Origin of the sequence: Microcoleus sp. S36a_B3 (assembly GCF_036700745.1) — a bacterium.
In the GTDB taxonomy this organism is placed as follows: Bacteria; Cyanobacteriota; Cyanobacteriia; order Cyanobacteriales; family Microcoleaceae; genus Microcoleus.
In genome coordinates this window covers 1-19,651 of record NZ_JAUBPN010000018.1, presented here as the reverse complement: position 1 = coordinate 19,651, position 19,651 = coordinate 1, and the positions used below count along the sequence as shown (strand labels likewise).

Annotated in this window: 15 protein-coding genes and 2 pseudogenes; 12 read left to right on the top strand and 5 right to left on the bottom strand. The window is 46.0% G+C overall.

Annotated elements, in window-relative coordinates; genetic code table 11:
• Positions 1-79 precede the first annotated feature (79 nt).
• Positions 80-526: a hypothetical protein gene (locus QUA01_RS19060; protein ID WP_333091956.1), complete on the bottom strand. Its 447-nt coding sequence runs from the start codon at positions 524-526 to the stop codon at positions 80-82.
• Between the two features lie 297 nt (positions 527-823).
• On the opposite strand from QUA01_RS19060, the gene QUA01_RS19055 reads away from it, so the two are divergent.
• Together QUA01_RS19055 and QUA01_RS19050 are read left to right on the top strand one after the other, a co-directional pair.
• Positions 824-1,666 carry a photosystem II manganese-stabilizing polypeptide gene (locus QUA01_RS19055; RefSeq protein ID WP_333091958.1) on the top strand — a complete coding sequence of 281 codons (843 nt, stop codon included), beginning with the start codon at positions 824-826 and terminating at the stop codon, positions 1,664-1,666.
• A 441-nt stretch (positions 1,667-2,107) separates the two neighbouring features.
• Entirely contained in the window at positions 2,108-2,881 is a 774-nt protein-coding gene (locus QUA01_RS19050; protein WP_333091959.1) for an RNA polymerase sigma factor SigF, read from the top strand.
• A 306-nt stretch (positions 2,882-3,187) separates the two neighbouring features.
• On the opposite strand, the gene QUA01_RS19045 is transcribed toward QUA01_RS19050, so the two are convergent.
• Complete coding sequence (locus tag QUA01_RS19045; protein ID WP_333091961.1) at positions 3,188-4,354, bottom strand: pyridoxal phosphate-dependent aminotransferase; 1,167 nt, start codon at positions 4,352-4,354, stop codon at positions 3,188-3,190.
• A gap of 403 nt (positions 4,355-4,757) precedes the next feature.
• Here QUA01_RS19045 and QUA01_RS19040 point away from each other — a divergent pair, with 403 nt between their 5' ends.
• From QUA01_RS19040 to nrdJ (QUA01_RS19015), 7 genes and pseudogenes are all read left to right on the top strand, one after another.
• A complete protein-coding gene (locus QUA01_RS19040; protein WP_333040475.1) occupies positions 4,758-5,270 on the top strand; it encodes an adenine phosphoribosyltransferase in 513 nt (170 codons plus the stop codon).
• A gap of 239 nt (positions 5,271-5,509) precedes the next feature.
• The gene (locus QUA01_RS19035) at positions 5,510-6,550 is read left to right on the top strand and encodes an ABC transporter permease (protein ID WP_333208045.1); all 1,041 of its coding nucleotides are present in this window, start codon (positions 5,510-5,512) and stop codon (positions 6,548-6,550) included.
• A gap of 90 nt (positions 6,551-6,640) precedes the next feature.
• Positions 6,641-7,759 (top strand): annotated as a pseudogene (locus tag QUA01_RS27470) (leucine-rich repeat domain-containing protein); the annotation flags it as partial.
• A 495-nt stretch (positions 7,760-8,254) separates the two neighbouring features.
• Positions 8,255-8,821 (top strand): annotated as a pseudogene (locus QUA01_RS27465) (DUF6745 domain-containing protein); the annotation flags it as partial.
• A 697-nt stretch (positions 8,822-9,518) separates the two neighbouring features.
• The gene (locus QUA01_RS19025; RefSeq protein WP_333091967.1) at positions 9,519-11,681 is read left to right on the top strand and encodes a DUF4394 domain-containing protein; all 2,163 of its coding nucleotides are present in this window, start codon (positions 9,519-9,521) and stop codon (positions 11,679-11,681) included.
• 200 nt (positions 11,682-11,881) lie between these two features.
• Positions 11,882-12,169 carry a hypothetical protein gene (locus QUA01_RS19020; RefSeq protein WP_194008052.1) on the top strand — a complete coding sequence of 96 codons (288 nt, stop codon included), beginning with the start codon at positions 11,882-11,884 and terminating at the stop codon, positions 12,167-12,169.
• A gap of 257 nt (positions 12,170-12,426) precedes the next feature.
• Positions 12,427-13,671 (top strand): ribonucleoside-triphosphate reductase, adenosylcobalamin-dependent, encoded by a 1,245-nt coding sequence (nrdJ, locus tag QUA01_RS19015; RefSeq protein WP_333091968.1) that lies wholly within the window; start codon positions 12,427-12,429, stop codon positions 13,669-13,671.
• 12 nt (positions 13,672-13,683) lie between these two features.
• On the opposite strand, the gene QUA01_RS19010 is transcribed toward nrdJ (QUA01_RS19015), so the two are convergent.
• On the bottom strand, positions 13,684-13,824 hold the full coding sequence (locus QUA01_RS19010) for a hypothetical protein (RefSeq protein WP_333091970.1): 141 nt from the start codon (positions 13,822-13,824) through the stop codon (positions 13,684-13,686).
• A gap of 82 nt (positions 13,825-13,906) precedes the next feature.
• Here QUA01_RS19010 and nrdJ (QUA01_RS19005) point away from each other — a divergent pair, with 82 nt between their 5' ends.
• Positions 13,907-14,989, top strand: coding sequence for a ribonucleoside-triphosphate reductase, adenosylcobalamin-dependent (nrdJ, locus tag QUA01_RS19005; protein ID WP_333114276.1), 1,083 nt, complete (start codon positions 13,907-13,909; stop codon positions 14,987-14,989).
• A gap of 82 nt (positions 14,990-15,071) precedes the next feature.
• Here nrdJ (QUA01_RS19005) and QUA01_RS19000 read toward each other — a convergent pair whose 3' ends face one another.
• Complete coding sequence (locus QUA01_RS19000) at positions 15,072-16,358, bottom strand: Glu/Leu/Phe/Val family dehydrogenase (protein ID WP_333091971.1); 1,287 nt, start codon at positions 16,356-16,358, stop codon at positions 15,072-15,074.
• 408 nt (positions 16,359-16,766) lie between these two features.
• On the opposite strand from QUA01_RS19000, the gene QUA01_RS18995 reads away from it, so the two are divergent.
• On the top strand, positions 16,767-17,378 hold the full coding sequence (locus QUA01_RS18995; protein WP_333091972.1) for a DUF4126 domain-containing protein: 612 nt from the start codon (positions 16,767-16,769) through the stop codon (positions 17,376-17,378).
• Between the two features lie 286 nt (positions 17,379-17,664).
• On the opposite strand, the gene hemH is transcribed toward QUA01_RS18995, so the two are convergent.
• The gene (gene hemH / locus QUA01_RS18990) at positions 17,665-18,828 is read right to left on the bottom strand and encodes a ferrochelatase (protein WP_333091974.1); all 1,164 of its coding nucleotides are present in this window, start codon (positions 18,826-18,828) and stop codon (positions 17,665-17,667) included.
• A gap of 100 nt (positions 18,829-18,928) precedes the next feature.
• Here hemH and QUA01_RS18985 point away from each other — a divergent pair, with 100 nt between their 5' ends.
• A complete protein-coding gene (locus QUA01_RS18985) occupies positions 18,929-19,570 on the top strand; it encodes a class I SAM-dependent methyltransferase (RefSeq protein ID WP_333091975.1) in 642 nt (213 codons plus the stop codon).
• The last annotated feature ends 81 nt before the right edge of the window (positions 19,571-19,651 follow it).

Genomic DNA, 19,651 nt, shown 5'->3' with positions numbered 1-19,651 from the left:
AGGGCAGCTCAGTTATGAGTTTTGAGTTAATGTCAAACTCACCAACTCAAAACTCATAACTCATAACTGATCGCTCAGGCTATTTAAGGTCTTGCTCAGTCTCGGCCGAGTCGTTTTCATGCTCGGCGGGATCGTATTCTAGGGGAGATAATTGTTTGCTGTACCCCAAGAGCGATCGAAGTTTCATGCGCTGGATGTAAGGCCAGCCGCCATTGGCTTCAATATTCCTGATCAGTTTGTACATTGCTTGGCGGTTGTCGGGAAAAGACGCTTGAAACAAACCGTCCCGAATTTCCTGGTGCGAAGCTTCTAAAGCTCGCAGCAAAGCCAAAAGCAGTACGCTGTCTCCCTGACAACTTTCGGCTAAAGTCCGAATCGCCTGTGTCAACGATTGCAGTTGAGACTGCAACTTTTCTGACTCTAAATTTTTGCCGTTGTCCATACTGCTGCTTCCTTTGAAATCTACAAGGCGTTTTTCCGGGGCCACTGGTGTCAACCGACTAATCGAGCTAGTGGCGATCGGCATTCGGGGCTAGGAGCAACGTAACTTAAGTAGGTTGACCTAAGCAATATTAATTTGCAACTCAAGTCAGGAAAAGAGCACAACCCGTCGTACCATGTGTATTGGGCGACGATCCGAAAATTTTGAGAAATCCTAAGTCAAGGCTTAATTTCACCGCAGTAGCTAGCTCGACTGTTTGAGTCAAACTCGGTGATGGCTTTCGGATGGTTGCACGGGCAGGGCCTGCCCGTGAGCAATTGTATTTTGCTCGAAATAGGGCTTTTTCTTAATATAATCCGATGTTGGAGATTGAGGTTGGCAATGAAATATCGTGCTTTAATTGTTGCACTTTTAGCATTTTGCATGAGTGCGCTGGTTGCTTGTTCTTCGGCTCCTGATACAACGGTGGCGACTACCGAGTTACTCACCTACGACCAGATCAGAGGTACTGGATTGGCAAATAACTGCCCTAGTTTGGCAGAAACTTCTCGCGGATCTATCCCTATTGAAGCGGGCGCAACCTATAAACTGACTGGTATGTGTTTGCAGCCCACAACTTATTTTGTGAAGGAAGAACCAGCAAACAAACGCCAAGAGGCAGAATTTGTGCCTGGTAAAGTGCTGACTCGGTTCACGTCGAGCATTGACCAAGTTCAAGGTACGCTAGATGTTGGTAAGGATGGGACTCTGACTTTTACAGAAGAAGATGGCTTGGACTTTCAAGCAATTACGATTCTGTTACCGGGCGGAGAGCAAGTACCTTTCTTGTTCACTATTAAAGAACTGGTAGCCAGTTCCGAGCCAGGAGTGGTTGCTATCAATACTTCCACCGATTTGCGAGGAAATTTTAACGTTCCTTCTTACCGTAGCGGTACCTTTTTAGACCCTAAAGCTCGCGGGGTAGCCTCTGGTTACGACCATGCTGTAGCGCTTCCGGCTACTGACAACTCCAAACTCAAACGCTCTAATGTGAAGTTGGCTGACACCAACACAAAGGCGGGCAAAATTTCTCTCCAAGTTGCAAAAGTCAACAGCGCCACTGGCGAAATAGGCGGGATTTTTGAAAGCTTGCAGACTTCTGATACTGATTTGGGAGCTAGACCTGCTTTGGATGTGAAAATTCGCGGTTTATTTTACGCTCGCATCGAGCCTTCTGTTTCGTAAAATTGGCTTTTTGGATCGATCCTCTGCGAGGGCTTCGCCAACGAACTAGAGCAGTTTTTTGGCCTCAAGCTACTGCTCGCTCTTCATTAGCCAACAGTCTTTAGCAAGATCACTGAAGACTGTTGACTAATGAATAAATTTATGATTAAACTATGATTGAGTTGCAATTTATTAAGAGACGATTTTTAATTATTTAAAGTATTGCTTTTAAACCGTTTTCAGCTTATAATGCGGTGTGAAAAAATTCCCGTTAAATTTGAATTCCTACCTTGGGATAATCAGTTCAAATCCCTGCGTCTTCCCAAAATCAAACTCGCGTGTTCGCTGTCACAACGATTAAGTGCTAGGATTACACCACCTATAAATATTTTTTGTTAAGCTAGATTGGAAACTAGATATAAAGCAACATCAGTCCTCTGCTCTACCAACCCTTATGCCGCCATGTCTACCACAGCCCCGAACGAGCTAAAAAACGAAAATTTTCAATTGTTGCGCGAGTACCAAGATTCTGGCTCGAATGAAGTCCGCAATCAGTTAGTTCAACTGAATATTGGACTGGTGAGAAAAGAAGTTTACCACTGGCTAAACCAGTGCGGTGAAAGCTACGACGATTTGCAGCAAGTCGGGTGTATAGGGTTGATTAGGGCGATCGAGCGATTCGATCTGTCGAGGGGACACGCTTTTAGTTCCTTTGCAATTCCCTACATTCGGGGCGAAATTCAACACTACTTGCGAGACAAAAGCCCTTCGGTGCGATTTCCCCGCCACTGGCAGTCCCTGGAACGCAAGTCTGTCGCAGCAATCAAGGATTTGCAGGTGCAGTTCAACCGCAAACCTACGGATGCAGAAGTAGCAGCAGTGCTTGAGGTTTCTGTTGAAGAATGGCGAGAAATTAAGTTAGCCCACCTCAACCGATCGCCTCTGAGTTTGGACGCGCCGATGCAGGATGAAGATGAGGGTGCGACAAGTCTGGGCGAATTGATGCCCGATAGCAAGTATCGGAGTTTTCAGTTGGCCCAAGAGGATCGAATTCGCGTACAGCAAGCTTTGGCGATGTTGGAACAACGGACTCGCGAGATATTGGAGTTTGTTTTTCTCTACGATTTGACTCAGAAGGAAACCGCCGAACGCTTGGGTATCAGTGCGGTAACAGTTTCTCGGCGAGTTAAGAAAGGACTCGATTTGCTCAAGGAAATTATGACGAAGCAGCTTTAGTCAGTTGTCAGTAGTTATTGGTTATTGGTTATTGGTTATTGGTTATCGGTTGTTGGTTATTGGTTGTTGGTTGTCAGTTGTCAGTAGTTGTTGGTTATTAGTTATTGGTTATTGGTTATTAGTTATTGGTTATTAGTTATTGGTTACTTGCTACGAATTCCCAATTTTCAATTCTCAATTCCCAATAACAACTAACAAATAACAACTAACAACTAACAACTAACAGCTAACAGTCAACAGTCAACAGTCAACAGTCAACAGTCATTAGTAGCAAATGACTAATGACTGAGGACTAATGACTAATTTTTAGATGCTTCCGACAAATTTATCGAGCCTTTCTACAGCTTTTTTAATTGTGTCTAAATCGGTGGCGTAAGATAAACGAATGTGGTCGTCTGCACCAAATGCAATCCCAGGAATAACTGCTACTTGTTGCTGTTCTAGGAAAGCGTCGGAAAATTCTAGAGAAGTCATTCCCGTTTTGCTGATGTTGACAAACATATAGAAAGCACCGTCTGGTTTGATGCAGCTAATTCCGGGGATGGCATCGAGCAATTCAAATATTACTTTACGCCGATCGGCAAAAGCTAGTCGCATTTTTTCGACAGACTCTTGGCTGCTTTCCAATGCTGCGATCGCGCCGTACTGTGCAAAGGTACACACGTTTGAGGTACTGTGACCTTGAATGGTACCCGCGGCGTTGATTAGTTCGACTGGCCCGGCTAAATAGCCAATGCGCCAGCCTGTCATCGAGTAACCTTTGGCAAAACCGCTGCTAACGATCGTGCGATCGAAGATTTCTTTACCCACGGAACCGATGCTGACGTGTTGAGCGCCGTCATATATAATTTTTTCGTAAATCTCGTCAGAAACGACTAAAATATCTCGATCGACTATCACCTCGGCCAAGGCTTTGATTTCCGCTGGAGAGTACACCATTCCCGTCGGGTTACAAGGCGAATTCAGCACAAATAACTTGGTTTTAGGAGTAATCGCTCGGTTGAGTTGTTCCGGTGTAATTTTATATGCTGTCGAAGCATCTGTCGGTACAATTACGGGTGTGCCACTGGCGAGTTTGACCATTTCTGGATAACTCACCCAGTAGGGAGCCGGAATAATTACTTCGTCTCCAAACTCAATCAGAGCCATCATCAGATTGTAGAGGGAATGCTTGCCGCCGTTGGTGACAATGATATTTTCCGGTTGATAGTTGAGATTGTTGTCCTCCCGGAGTTTGCGCGCGATCGCAGCCTTTAACTGCGGTTCCCCAGCCACAGGGCCATACTTAGTCTTCCCCGCGTCTAAAGCTTGTTTTGCCGCTGCTTTAATATGTTCGGGCGTATCAAAGTCGGGTTCTCCCGTACTCAAACTACAGACATCAATTCCTTCGGCCTTCATGGCTTTAGCCTTAGCGGCGATCGCCAAGGTTATAGAAGGAGAAACCTCACCCACTCGTGCTGCCAACTTAATCATTGGATTTTAGATACTATATTTTTGACTTTAGATCATAGGTTGACAAATCTTGATATTCAACCCTGGTGTTAGGGAATTATGACATTTGTTTACATAGTAAGCAAAGGATTAAACAATTTACAAATAAAAATTAAAGAAGTTCTCAGCAAAAATTTAGACCTTAGTTTAAGGCCCAGATTGCATCTGTGGAGTAAATCTCAAATTTTAAATCGACTCACCTCACCTGCATAGGGAGACAAGCCCCGGAGAGGTTCGCCCGCAGCCCCAAAATTTAGACCCCGAAAATTGAGATTTTCGTGTGAATCTCAAATCTCAAATTTAAAATCTCAAATCTCAAATCGATTGGCGCTATGATTGTACCATTTTTGATTCCTCGTTACCTTCAACACCGACCTGCAAGCTTATGGATCTCAAATCTCTGATTCGCGACATTCCTGATTTCCCAAAGCCGGGAATTCTGTTTCGAGACATTACAACTTTGCTGCGCGACCCGCAAGGGCTCAGCTACACCATTGACAGCTTAGCGGAAAAATGCTCTGCAATGTCTGTTGACTATGTGGTGGGCATGGAATCGCGGGGCTTCATCTTTGGCGCGCCTTTGGCTTATAAAATGGGAATAGGCTTTATTCCTGTCCGCAAACCAGGGAAACTGCCCGGTGCGGTTCATTTTGCTGAGTACGAATTGGAGTACGGTGTCGATCGGCTGGAGATGCACCGAGATGCGATGACATCCGGCAGCCGGGTGCTGATTGTGGACGATTTAATCGCCACTGGCGGAACAGCGGCGGCGACGGCTAAATTGTTGGAGCAAGCTGGCTGCGAGCTTGTCGGTTTTGCTTTTATCATTGAATTGCAGGCTTTGGGCGGCAGGCAGAAATTGCCCGATGTGCCGATCGTCACGCTAGTGGAGTATTAGTTAGTTAACTGTTGACAGTTGACAGTTGACAGTTGACAGTTGACTGTTGACAGTTGACTGTTGACTGTTGAGTAAAAACTACTGACAAATAATATCCTTGACCTTTGCATCGGAATTATTTATCTCTCTCTTCTCTTTCTCTGTGTTCTCTGCGTTCTCTGTGGTTAAATCATTCCGATGCAACCGGAATTAATATCATTCACAATTCTTCAAATCTAAAATCTAAAATCTAAAATCGTATGACTTCTATTAAATTGAATCGAAATTGGCGAATGTTGAATTCTCTGTTTGGCAGCGAGACATTTACTTATGTTCTCAAGCGACTGTTGCAGGCACTTTTAACCCTATTTTTGGCATCAATGCTTTGTTTTGCAATTATTGAGCTAGCACCGGGAAATTACTTGGATACTTTGAGCCAAAATCCCAAGATTTCGCCGGAGACACTCAAACAACTCGAACAGCAGTTCGGCTTAGATAAACCAGCTATTGTGCAGTATTGGCGGTGGCTGCAACAAATTGTAACGCGGGGGAATTTTGGCACGAGTTTTGTGTATCAGCGATCCGTAGCGTCGCTGCTGTGGGAACGGGTGCCGGCGACGCTGTTGATGGCGATCGCCTCTTTGATTGTAACTTGGGCGATCGCGCTTCCTTTGGGAATAGTCGCCGCCGTCAATCAAAACCGCACAGTCGATCGAGTTTTGCAAGTAGTCAGCTACACCGGCCAGGGATTTCCGAGCTTTATCACAGCCTTGCTGCTGCTATTTTTTGCTCAAAATACTTCCCCTCTTTTCCCCGTCGGAGGAATGACCAGCATCGACCATGCAGACTTACCTTGGTGGGGTCAAATCCTCGATTACTGCTGGCACTTAATTTTGCCAACAGTCGCCCTCAGCGTTACAGGTTTTGCAGGCTTACAAAGATTGATGCGCGGACAATTTTTGGACGTGCTGCGTCAAGATTATATCCGAACAGCACGGGCTAAAGGTTTGCCGGAAGATCGAGTAATTTACGTTCACGCTTTGCGGAATGCTGTTAATCCGTTGATTACGCTGTTGGGTTTTGAGTTTGCTGGTTTGTTGAGCGGTGCGTTTATTGCCGAATATTTCTTTAATTGGCCGGGTTTGGGAAAGCTGACTTTGGAGGCTGTGACTAATCAAGATTTGTATTTAGTAATGGCGAGTTTGATGATGGGTGCGACGATGTTGATTGTGGGGAATTTGTTGGCCGATTTGCTGCTGAAGGCGATCGATCCTCGGATTAAGCTGGAAGATTTGAAATAGTAGACTTAACTCAGTAACAGAAGGTACGCAAAGGCGATTTGTAATAGTCAACAGTCAATAGTATTCCCATTACCCATCTCGGAGTGTTTTATGTCAGAAAAAAAACCCAACGAGCCAATGAATTTTAGCCGCTTTGCCGACTGGTGCAGGCATATTGACAGCCTTTCACAAGAGGCAAGGTACACAGTTAAAGTGTTGTTAAAAAAGGCTGGCACTGATGAGGCACAAGCAGCGGAGCAGATACTTTCAAGCATGACAACACTCGATCTGGGCAACAATCGAATTACCGACTTCAGCTTCCTCTGCTCGCTCACCAATCTGACCACACTGAATCTGTGCGGCAATCGAATTACCGACTTCAGCTTCCTCTGCTCGCTCACCAATCTGACCACACTGAATCTCTCCTACAATCGAATTACCGACTTCAGCTTCCTCTGCTCGCTCACCAATCTGACCACACTGAATCTCTCCTACAATCAAATTAGCGACATCAGCTTCCTCGGCTCGCTCACCAATCTGACCACACTGAATCTCGACAGCAATCAAATTAGCGACATCAGCTTCCTCGGCTCGCTCACCAATCTGTCAACACTGAATCTGCGCCTCAATCAAATTAGCGACATCAGCTCCCTCGGCTCGCTCACCAATCTGTCAACACTGAATCTCTCCTACAATAGAATTAGCGACATCAGCTTCCTCGGCTCGCTCACCAATCTGACCACACTGCATCTGGGCTACAATTATCGAGTTACCGACATCAGCTCCCTCGGCTCGCTCACTAATCTGACAGAGCTGCATCTCAGCAACAATCAAATTAGCGACATCAGCTTCCTCGGCTCGCTCACCAATCTGACAACACTCAATCTCGGCGGCAATAGAATTAGCGACATCAGCTTCCTCGGCTCGCTCACCACTCTGACAGAGCTGCATCTCAGCAACAATCAAATTAGCGACATCAGCTTCCTCGGCTCGCTCACCAATCTGACAACACTCAATCTCGGCGGCAATAGAATTAGCGACATCAGCTTCCTCGGCTCGCTCACCAATCTGATAACACTCAATCTCAGCGAGAATCAAATTACCGATATCAGCTTTCTCGGCTCGCTCACCAATCTGACCACACTGTATCTCAACAGCAATCGAATTACCGATATCAGCGCCTTGCGCGAGCTCACCAATCTGACAACATTGAATCTCTGGAACAATCAAAATACCGCTCTGTGCGTGTTAGGGGAACTCGCCCAGAAACGTCTTACTCTCTCGACTAAGCCAATTGATGTTCAAAAAGCCACAGAAGCCATCAAAGTTGCCTATGCCGCTATTGGGCTAGAAGAACCCTCCGTTATGATTTGCAGCAGTCCCCGCGACGCTTATCTCCAAATATTCAACAGGCCCAAACAGGACCGTTCACAAAACTGCTCAGACAAATACAGCAATAGATTGGGGAAAAATCTAGACCAGAAATGGATGTCCGCTGTGGGAGAATTTGCAAGTCCGGGCGTGTGGAACTATGAGATTGATAGCATGACGATCGAGTCCGAAGCAGACAGCACACTGAGTTCGCTAATGTACGAATTGGTTGAAAGCTATGCACAATCGGAACAAACGAAGGGGAATGTTTTTCCAGATATTTGGTTTGACGACCTGACATCCCCTGAAACCCCCACGACTTTGTTTAAAGAAATCTATTTGACTCAATGGTATATCTCTTCATTAGGCGTCAATCTTTCCCAAAAGGCACAAGAAATACTTCGCTCCCAAAAGCTGCTTTTCGAGCATTGCGGTTGGATATTTCCCTTTGAAAAGTTTTGCGCGGTGTGCGATCGCCCCCGCCACCTGCGCTTTGACAGTCAAAACCGCTTGCACGCAGAAGGAGAACCTGCTATTGAGTTTGCGGACGGATGGAATTTTTACTATTATCACGGTGTCGAATTGCCTGAAAAATACGGCAAAGTCCACCCAAATCAATGGCAATCCCACTGGCTTTTAACAGAAGAGAATGCCGAACTTCGGCGAGTGTTAATTGAAGGAATTGGTTACGATCGCATTTGTCAAGAATTGTCAGCAAAACAAATAGATAGTTGGCAGGAATATGCACTATTACAAATAGATAACGCCGATGTCGAGCCGATTTGTTTGTTAAAAATGACTTGTCCGAGTACGGGATTCATTCACGCTTTGAGAGTGCCGCCTAACCTGACATCAGCTAGGGAGGCAATTCGCTGGGTAAATTGGGATATTGATCCAGAGGAATTTTCCGTGCAGACTTGATCTAGTTGCGGCGGCAGTATATAATTAAATCAAATTTGATTAGCAGTCGCAATGTGTGCTTGCGTAAGTCCTGAGCAAGAAGGAAGAAAGAAGAAGCGAAAAAACTGCTTTTTTGCGTTTGCAGGCAAAACTCTTTGGTGTCAACTTAATGTGAAACCCCGATTGCGGTATGGGATTTAAACCCTTGCAGAAAACCTTAACTCCTCTTCAGACGACTGTTCCACTTATTATGCCAATTCCGCATTTATAATTCACTTTATATTGAGCGATGGTTGTCGCCACTACACACAAAAAGCCCGCCTTCGGAGGCTTTAAGATTAAAGTTGCAAAATAATTTCTGACTGTACAGATCCAAAATTATAGAGTCAGCGTATATTACTAATGAACGCAGTACAAAATTTCATAGGTTCGCATCGCTAAAAAGTTGAGCTTGCCTGTTTGCAGTTGAGCTGCGATCGCGCGCCAGCTACACAGCCAACTATAAAATACGGCTAAGTGATCTGTATTTAGGAGTGAGTTTATTTGAATCTGGGGGCGGGTTTATATATCATTTTACCTGCGTGTAATACTTTTATGGCAGCCCACACAGCCGAAAATAAGAAAAACTATCCTAAAAGTGCGAATTTGTGATATGTTAAAATGAAAAAACCGCCGCTTTTAGGCAACGGAAGTATCAAAATTAGAGGGTGATTACAGCATGGCAGAAATAAGAGACACCGCACAAGCAAACTTGCTAGCCGGAACTCCAGAAGATGACCTGATTTTTGGTTTAATGGGAAATGACACCATTGCGGGAAACTCGGGAAATGACAGCATTTTTGGAGGAAAGCAAAGCGATTCCATTGAGGGAAATTCTGGCAATGATTCGATTTTTGGAGATTTAGATAACGATACTATTAACGGCGGTGAAGGTAGCGATTTTTTAGTTGGCGGAAAAGGTAGCGATTTCATCTCAGGAAACTCCGGCAATGATATTTTGTCGGGCGATCGCGGTACTGATATCCTAAGCGGCGGCGAGGGGGCAGACGTATTTGTTTTGAGGCGCTACGCTGATGCCGATCCTTTTCGTACCAGCGGCGGTGTAAGTTTGGGCGATGCTGACGCGATCGCAGATTTTGCACCGGGTACAGATTTAATCGGTTTGGGAGAAGGTGTCAGTTTTAGCGACTTGAATATTCTGGAAGCTGGAAACAATACTGTTATTCAAGACCGGGTGACTGGAGAATTTTTTGCGGTTCTCCAAGGGGTGAGACAAAGTTCGATAGGCCCGGCAAATTTCACTAATAATATTGGCAGCATTGTTCCCACTCTCCCGCCTCCACCGCGAACAACCGCTTATGCTTTAACATCTACTAATCGGATTGTCGGTTTTAGTCTTTCCAATCCGGGAAGTGTCATCTCAGATTTGCCCGTGACTGGATTACCAGCGGGAGAAAGTTTGCTGGGAATTGATTATCGGCCGGCGAATGGCGTACTTTACGGTGTAAGTTCTAGCAATCGCTTGTATACTCTCAATCCCAGAACTGGAGAAGCAAGTCAAGTCGGTAGCGGGGAATTTCCTGTTGGTTTGACTTCGGGGGCTGCGGGTTTTGATTTCAATCCGACGGTGGATCGAATTCGGTTTGTCAATCAAGCCGGTCAAAATGCCCGCCTCAATCCGAATACGGCGGGAATTGTGGATTTTGACACGCAGGCGGGGGGACTTCAACTCGACGGGAATTTGGCTTATGCTGCGGGCGATCGTAATTTCGGAAGTTCTCCGGGGGTGGCTGGGGCTGCCTATACTAACAATTTGGCCGGGGTAACTTCGACAACTTTGTTTGCAATCGACAGCAATTTAGACGTTTTGGTGCGACAAGATCCGCCGAATAATGGAGTGTTGAATACGATCGGATCTTTGGGAGTTGATGCTACTAGCATTCTCGGCTTTGATATCAGAACTATCGGCGGCCGCGATGTCGCGGTGGCTGCGCTGCAAGTTGGGGGTGTTTCCGGTTTGTACAATATCAATTTGACAACCGGTCAAGCTTCCTTCGCGGGCCAAATTGCCGACGGAAGACAGATTAACGGTTTGGCTTTGCCTTTGCCTACAGCTTACGCTTTGACTGTCAGAAATGGCGCTGAAGCAATTGTCGGTTTTAACGAGGCGGCACCGCAGGCGATTCTGAGCGACGCGACAGTTACGGGTTTGCAGCCTGGAGAAAGTTTGCTGGGAATTGATTTTCGCCCCGCTAACGGCCAACTTTTCGGTGTGGGTTCTAGCAATCGCTTGTACGCGATCGATCCGGTGACTGGGGCTGCAAGTCAAGTCGGGACTGGGCAATTTCCTGTTGGTTTGACTCCGGGGGCTGCGGGTTTTGATTTCAATCCGACGGTGGATCGCATTCGGTTTGTCAATCAAGCCGGTCAAAACGCCCGCCTCAACCCGGATACGGGGGCAGTTGTGGATACTGACACGCTGACGGGGGGAATTCAACTCGACGGGAATTTGGCCTATGCTGCGGGCGATCGCAATTTTGGAAATTCTCCGGGGGTGGCGTCTGCTGCTTATGTGAATAACTTGCCGGGGGTAAATTCGACAACTTTGTTTGCCATCGACAGCAATTTAGACGTTTTGGTGCGGCAAGATCCGCCGAATAATGGAGTGTTGAATACGATCGGATCTTTGGGAGTTGATGCTGGTACCGTTCTCGGCTTTGATGTCAGGAGTGTTGGCGGTAATGAGACGGCTTTGGCTGCGATCGAAGTTGGCGGAGTTTCGAGCCTGTACAATATTAATTTGACGACCGGTCGGGCTTCCATCGTTGGTCCAATTGGCGACGGGCGATCGATTAAAGGTTTGGCACTGACTTTGATTTAAATGGTGAAGTCCGATCGGCGATCGAGGCCGGTTGAGGAGTCGTAATTATTTCGCAGTGCGAGCTAGAAGTTCGCACTGCAATTGCGATCGGGCAATTCTCAATTCCCCATTCCCAATTTCCATTCCCAATTTCCAATTCCCAATTCCCAATTCCCAATTCCCAATTTAAGTTAATCTATTATTTTGACAAACAAGATAAGATGTTATCCCAAGTTTTTTACTTGCTCCGTTCTCGTGCTGACGGCAAATATCTATCCGCCAATCCCAATCCTGATTCGGCAGTTAGTTACTTGTTAATGTTTCGCGAAGACTATGACGCTTTGAGCTATCTCAACACCCATGCTGCTGATGTTGCCGATCGATTCGGAGTAGAATCAATTTCTGGTTCTCAGGTAAAAAAGTTGCTGGAACGTTGGAGCTTTAAGGGTGTGGGGATCGTTCAAGACCCGCTGTTACCGAATATTGAGTTTTTATTGACAAATAATTGACAGTTGACAAAATTTGCGCTTCACCCGGTTTCTGGAAGAAATCGGGTTTTTTCGTCAAGTTTTGGGGCACTCTTAGTTTGCCGGCGCACGGATGAGCAGGAACCGGGTTTCTTTGACACTGCGTAAGTCTTGGATCTGACAAAGCCCAAAACACCCTATTTAGTGCAATTCGTCCAATATATTAACGTTTAACTCTCAATCTGAATCCTATTGTATATTCGTAGTCTGTTGATATATTCCGCGTCAGTACATAAATTATGGTTCCAAAATTAGAGCGATCGAGTGTCAGCGAAAAACGCAACCAGTCCGATTTTCCCGAAACAGTACCCACAGCAAATCCAATATTTTTCAGGACGTACAGCCGCCGTACCGAGACAGGGCGGGAGACTTGGGCCCAAGTGTGCGATCGAACAGTTAAGGGCTTAGCGTCGCTAGGAAACCTCACTGCTGAAGAAACAGAGCTCCTACACCGGATGCAAAACCAGCTCAAAACCCTCGCTTCCGGGCGCTGGCTGTGGGTAGGCGGCAGCAAATGGATAGAACAACCCGAAAACTTTTCCGGCGCCTATAATTGTTCCTCAACCAATATTATCGACTGGCGCGCCTTTGGCTTGTTAATGGATTTGGCAATGATGGGCTGCGGCACCGGTGCAGTTTTGGAACCCAAATATATCAACCAATTGCCGCCAATCCGCAACCGCTTAACCGTGACAATGCAAGGCGAAATCGGCTCTACACCCGCCCAGTCGCGCCGCCAAGCAACCGAAGTAAAAATAGACAAAAAAACCGCCACTATCCATGTCGGAGATTCTCGCCAAGGTTGGGTGCAATCCTATCAAACTTTACTGGAATTATCCACAGATGAAAGATTTGCAGGCGAAGTTCAAGTTTACATAGATTTGAGCGACGTTCGCCCGGTGGGAGAGCCTTTAAAAGGTTTTGGCGGAGTCGCAAATCCGGTGAAATTGCCCGACCTTTATCAGCGCTGCGCGGCTATTTTGAATAAAGCTTTAGGGCGGCAATTAAATTCAGTTGAATGCTGCATATTGATTGATGAAGCAGCGGTCACAATTGTTGCTGGAAATATTAGGCGCAGCGCGGGAATTCGTCAGTTTTCTTTCGATGACGAACTGGGAGCCAATGCTAAAAATAACCTATGGCAACAAGATGAAAATGGCAACTGGAAAATAGATCCAGAACGCGATGCTTTTAGAATGGCAAATCACTCTCGTGTTTTTCATCACAAACCAACACTGGAAGAATGTATTGATGCTGTCCGCAAACAGTATTATTCTGGTGAAGGTGCAATTCAATGGGCTGGTGAAGCTGTAGCTAGAGCTAACGTTGACTTACTTTCTACACCGAGTCTTAAACTTGAGTTTTTGAAAGCTTACGACGAAGGAAAAGCTAAACATTGGTTGCAGGAACGCTATCCTGACATGACTGCGGAAGAATTAGAGCATCGGTCAGTTCGTTTGGGCTTAAACCCGTGTGGTAAGTAATTTTGCCTCACGTTAAAAACCTCGCAAATTCGGAGAAGACTGAGATGTTAATTCCGAGGTAAGTAAGGGAATTAAAAATCCTTTACCACCGTAGAGCGTACCGGGTAAACCTTCTTGATTGAAGAATATAATCCTGGCAAGAGTGCGGGGCATTTATAACTAAAGTAAATGAAAAAGTACGCCGAGCTACAGGGAAAATAGAATCTGTAGAACTAAAGGATAAAAAGCCTTTAGGATAACACAACTGGAAATCATCGGCTCTAATTTTCACTGTAATCTGGGGGAGGTTCACCTCAATCAAATCGATCCTTACAACTTCAAAGAACAAGAGGAAGCTTTCACCGCAGCAGGTTTATCTGTTGCGGTACTTCTCAATCACAAATTTCTCGAACCTCGCTATCAATACAGCCGCGAATTAGACCCGATTGTCGGCGTATCTTTCACGGGATTGTTCGATTTCTTCGTTCATGCTTTTGGTGTTGAGTGGCTGCACTGGTGGGTGGAAGGCCGCCCGCAAACTCCGCAAGGAATCGCTTTTAAACAGCGGGAAGAAGAGTATTTGACTGGTTGGCGGGAGATTGTTGATCGCGTAGTATGGGATTATTGCGATCGCCATTCCTTAAAACGCCCAAATCGCTGCACAACCGTGCAACCATCGGGTACCAAATCTCTGCTCACAGGCGCTTCTCCGGGGTGGCATCCGCCGAAAGCCCAGCGTTTTATTCGCCGGATCACTTTCGGCAAAAACGACCCCGTAGCCCTCGCCTGCATAGACTACGGATACAACGTGATTCCGTCTCAATCTGACAAGGATGAAAACGGCAATTTGCTGAACAATCCCTTCGACGAACGCTGCACGGAATGGCTGGTAGAAATACCCGTTGCGGTAAGTTGGGCTGATTTACCCGGTGCCGATCAAATTGACATTAACAAATTCTCAGCGGCGGCACAAATGGACTTTTATATGCAGGTACAAAAGTTCTATGTTAGACATAACACTTCGGCCACCATTGAATTGCGGGAAAATGAAGTTGAAAGTTTGGGCACTCGGATTTACGAAGCCATTCGCGACGACGAAGGCTACATTTCCGCAGCGCTTTTAGCTCGGTTTGATGCTCTTGAAACTTTCCCACGTTTGCCATTTGAACCGATAAACAAGGAAACTTACACCAAGATGGTGGAAGAGAGTTTAGCGCGCCGCGAAATTGATGTTTTTCACGCGGCTTTGAGCCGTTATGACTTAGGTGAAATGATGGATTCGGGGCCGGCGGGCTGCGATTCAGATAAGTGTTTGATGCCGGAGACTAAGGCTATGTAATAGCCAATAGCCAAATCCCCGACTTCTGAAATTACTTCGATATTTCACGAAGATAACCAAAAGAAGTCGGGGATTTTGTTTCTCAACCGTTGACGTAATAATCCCGGGTTCCCTTCGCATTCATCGCTTCTCCGAGTCGATTTAACCCGTACACGTAAGCCGCAGTTCTCATGGAAACTGAAAATTCCTGAGATATCTTCCAAATTGCCTCAGTTTCTTCGACCATTTTGTGCTGCAACCGCTGGTTGACATCCTCCAGCTTCCAATAAAGCCCGCTGCGATTTTGCACCCACTCAAAATAACTAACCGTTACGCCCCCAGCATTGACTAAAATATCAGGAATTACCTGAATCCCCCTCGATTCTAAAATCAAATCAGCAGCAGAATCGATCGGCCCGTTAGCTACTTCAAAAATAAACTTAGCCTTGACATCGTTAACATTGGCTTCAGTTATTTGATTCTCCAAAGCTGCTGGAACCAGCACGTCTACATCTAATGCTAAAAGTTGCTCATTTGTCAAGATTTTGTGTTCGATAATATTGCAAACTGAACCTTTGCAGTAAATAGCTTTGATACCTTTATTAGAGTCTTTAAACCCTCGAATACTGGGGATGTCCAGGCCTTGTTTGGCATAAATTCCCCCTTGGGAATCGCTGACTGCAACAACTTTGTAACCGGCTTGATAGAGCAATTCTGCTAATTCTGCACCCGCATTACCAAAACCTTGTACTGCTACGGTTGTATTTTGAGGATTTAGATCGAATTTTGGCAGTATAGTTTCTATTACAAAAAAAGCGCCGGTTGCTGTAGCGGTATCTCGGCCCAAACTGCCACCGATTGTCACGGGTTTTCCAGTCACCACCGCCGGACAAAGCTGTCGCTTAATAATATTGTACTGATCCATCATCCAGCCCATAATCATGGGATTGGTGTAGACATCCGGTGCGGGAATATCGACATCGGGGCCGATGAAATCTGCGATCGCATCAATGTAACCCCGGCTCAGCCTTTCCAATTCAAATTTAGACAATTCTTTGGGATTGACAGTAATTCCGCCCTTGCCTCCTCCGAATGGTATGTTGAGAACCGCACATTTAAAAGTCATCCAAAATGCCAAGGATTGCACTTCATCAAGGGATACTCCCGGATGATAGCGCACTCCTCCTTTAGAGGGGCCTCTGGTGTTGTCGTAGCGCACTCGATAACCTTGGAAAATTCGCAGGGAACCGTCGTCCATCCGCACGGGAATCGATACAATTAAGCTGGATTTGGGATATTTGAGCCGTTCGATCGTATCCTCGGAAAGGGATACATATTTTAAGGCTCGTTCTAATCGGCGGCTGGCATCGGCAAATAATGAATCAGACATAAGATGAAGGAAGAAGGAAACCACGACACGGATTTGGACACGGATACACGGATTAATTATTTAGTGCCCGTCAGATTTTGAAAGAAGAGTGAAGAAGGAAGAATAGCTGACATCTTAATTTTAAGTATCTCGGCTGACCTACTGGTTTTCCTATACATTTTAATTTAATCACAATCTAGGTTGAATTCTGTCAACTGTCAACGGTCAACTGTTGACAAACTGCTTGGTGTCGCTCGACAATACCGCACTCCCAAGCAGAGATTAAGCAAATACACTTAAAATAGAGAGATATATTTAAGCTCAAGGGGTAATTTGAGTTCGATCGCTCAAATCACAGCCAGTCACTAGGGGAAGTAAATTGTGACATAGATCGAGGCTCTAGCAAATGTTCTAAACTCAATTATTATTATGGTTGGACTCCTAGCCGCGTTATCTGCATCGGCGGCGGGGGGTATGAGAATTGCCCTGCCCCTGCTGTTAATTGGTTTGTTGCGGATTGATAAACTTTGGTCGGAAATACCTCTATTATCGGGGGTTCCTCCCCAAGTGGCTATTACCATCTTAGTGAGTTGGTCGCTGTTAGAGTTATTTGCTTCTAAAACTTTTGTGGGACAGCGGGTGCTGCAAGTTGTGCAGATTATTTTTAGTCCCATTGTAGGAGCAATTATGGGAATTGCGATCGCTCAGGTAAGTTCGATCAACGAAATTATTGCTCATCCCTGGATGCTGTGGATTATTGGTATTGTCGGAGGTTTGTTGGCTTTAGTGCTGCAACTGGTACAAGCAGGATGGCTTTACCGGCTGCGGGGTTTGCCGATTTGGGTAATTTTTTTGCAAGATATTCTGTGCATTTCTTTGGTTTTATTTGCCTTTGATGCCCCGCGACAGGGAGCGTTAGTTGCTATGCTGCTGCTGTGGCTGGCAATTCGCAGTTCTAAAGAGTGGTATCGCTGGTACAGAAGTCAGGGAATAGTGGCCGATGGGGAAAATCCCCGCCGCCACAAGCACGATCCAGATTAGTTTAAGGTAGATACAAAGACCGCCCTCTGGCGGTTCTCAGGGGCGGGGGCGGGTTTTAGGCGCAGGTTGTTTGTCTGCTGTTGGTGTTAACAATTGTCTGGAACCCCTTTGTATTTCTCGTTTCTTGCCGGGGTCATATCCCCCTAGGGAAGGGGGAGTAGAGAGCAAGCTAAGGGGGGATCGATACTTAAATACAAACCAGAGATATCAAGAATTTCAGATTGAAGTTAAGACCACTGATTGCTGGCTTAAGCCGTCCCTAAAGATCGATCGCACAACCGATTGTTTAAAGCAAGCCGATCGAGTGTAGCGGGCCTTGACCCGTAACTAACTCGATCACTAATGCTATAAAACCAATCATTGCTACACGACCGTTCCAGACTTCGGCCCCCGTCGTCAAACCCCACTCCCATTGCTCTTGAGGGTACATTTTGACTCTCTTGGAAGGGCGTACTACATCAGAGAATTTAACGCTGGGAGATTCGATCGACTCGATGACTAAATCGGCCAAGGCCTCAATAAACACCGGATGAGTATTCAGTGCGGGCACTCGGTAGAAATTTTCAATGCCCGATTCTTCTGCTAGTTCTCGATACTCCATGTCAATTTCTTGCAGAGTCTCGATGTGTTCCGAAACAAAACTAATCGGAACTACCAACAAATCTTCGACTCCACTTTCTGCCAATTCGGTAATCGCGTCTTCGGTGTAAGGCTTGAGCCATTCCACCGGGCCAACCCGACTTTGATAGGCGAGGGTGTGTTCGTTCGATCGGTTCAAATGTTCCATAATCAGACGAGTGCAATCTTCAATCTCGCGCTGATAGGGGTCTCCAGCCTCTTCTACGTAGCTGAGGGGGACACCGTGGGCGCTGAAAAAGATGTGAACTCGATCGGGATGTGGACTGTTGTCTAATTCTTGGGCGATCAGTTCCGACATCGCCTGAATGTAACCAGGTCGTTGATACCAAGAAGGAATAGCGGTGTATTCGATCTCGCTGAGGGCTGGATCTTTGCCCCACATTTCTTCTAACTGCCGGAAGCTAGAACCGCTGGTACTGATGGAAAATTGAGGATATAGCGGCAAGATTGCCAACTGTTCGATGCGATCGCGCTTAATTTTGGCGATCGCCTCTTCGGTAAAAGGATGCCAATAGCGCATCCCCACGTATACTCGGGCATCTTGTCCCTTTTCTTGCAAGAGTTCTTGCAGCGAAGCGGCTTGTTCTTCGGTAATCCGGCGCAAAGGAGAGCCGCCCCCGATTTGGCGGTAGTTTTCCTGGGATTTCTGAAATCGCAGGGTCGAAATCAACCAGGCGAGCGGTTTCTGCATCCACGGAAACGGAATGCGAATGATTTCCGGGTCAGCAAACAAGTTGAACAGGAAAGGACGGACATCCTCGATTTGATCTGGCCCGCCCAAGTTTAATAGCAATACTCCCACACGGCCCATAGCAGTTACAGCTCTCCCATCGTCTCAGTTCTGTTACTTATTTTAACAATATAGCCTCATGATATCTTAAGTCGATAACAAGCTATACATAATTTTGACTATGGCAACAATTTTTAGAGATTTAAGTTATCGGTATCAGTGGCTGTACGACGCGATCGCCCGTCTGGCTGCTTTGAGCGTAGGTGGCGAGGCTCGTTTTCGCCAGCTAGCCCTGCAAAATTTGACCCCTAGCGCGGAAACTAAAATTTTAGACCTTTGTTGCGGTAGCGGTCAAACTACGCAGTTTCTCGTGCAATATTCCCAGGATGTCACAGGACTTGACGCTTCGCCGCGATCGCTCGAACGGGCCAGAAAAAATGTACCGTCAGCCAAGTATGTAGAAGCTTTTGCCGAATCCATGCCTTTTCCCGACTGTCATTTTGATTTGGTACACAGCAGCGTGGCGATGCACGAAATGCAGCCCCTACAGTTGAGGGAAATCTTTCAAGAAGTTTACCGCGTACTCAAGCCGGGGGGTGTATTCACTTTGGTAGATTTTCATCGGCCCACAAATCCAGTATTTTGGCCGGGGTTAGCTGTATTTTTGTGGTTGTTTGAGACTGAAACTGCTTGGGAGTTAATCGAAACTGACTTGAATAGTTTGTTGGCCGAAGTTGGATTTCAACCTAACAATTCCCAAGCAAATCAACAAGCTAAACTTTATGCGGGTGGCAGCATTCAAGTAATCCAAGTTGAAAAATAGTTAGTAGTTATTGGTTATTGGTTATTGGTTATTGGTTATTGGTTATTGGTTATTGGTTATTGGTTATTGGTTATTGGTTAT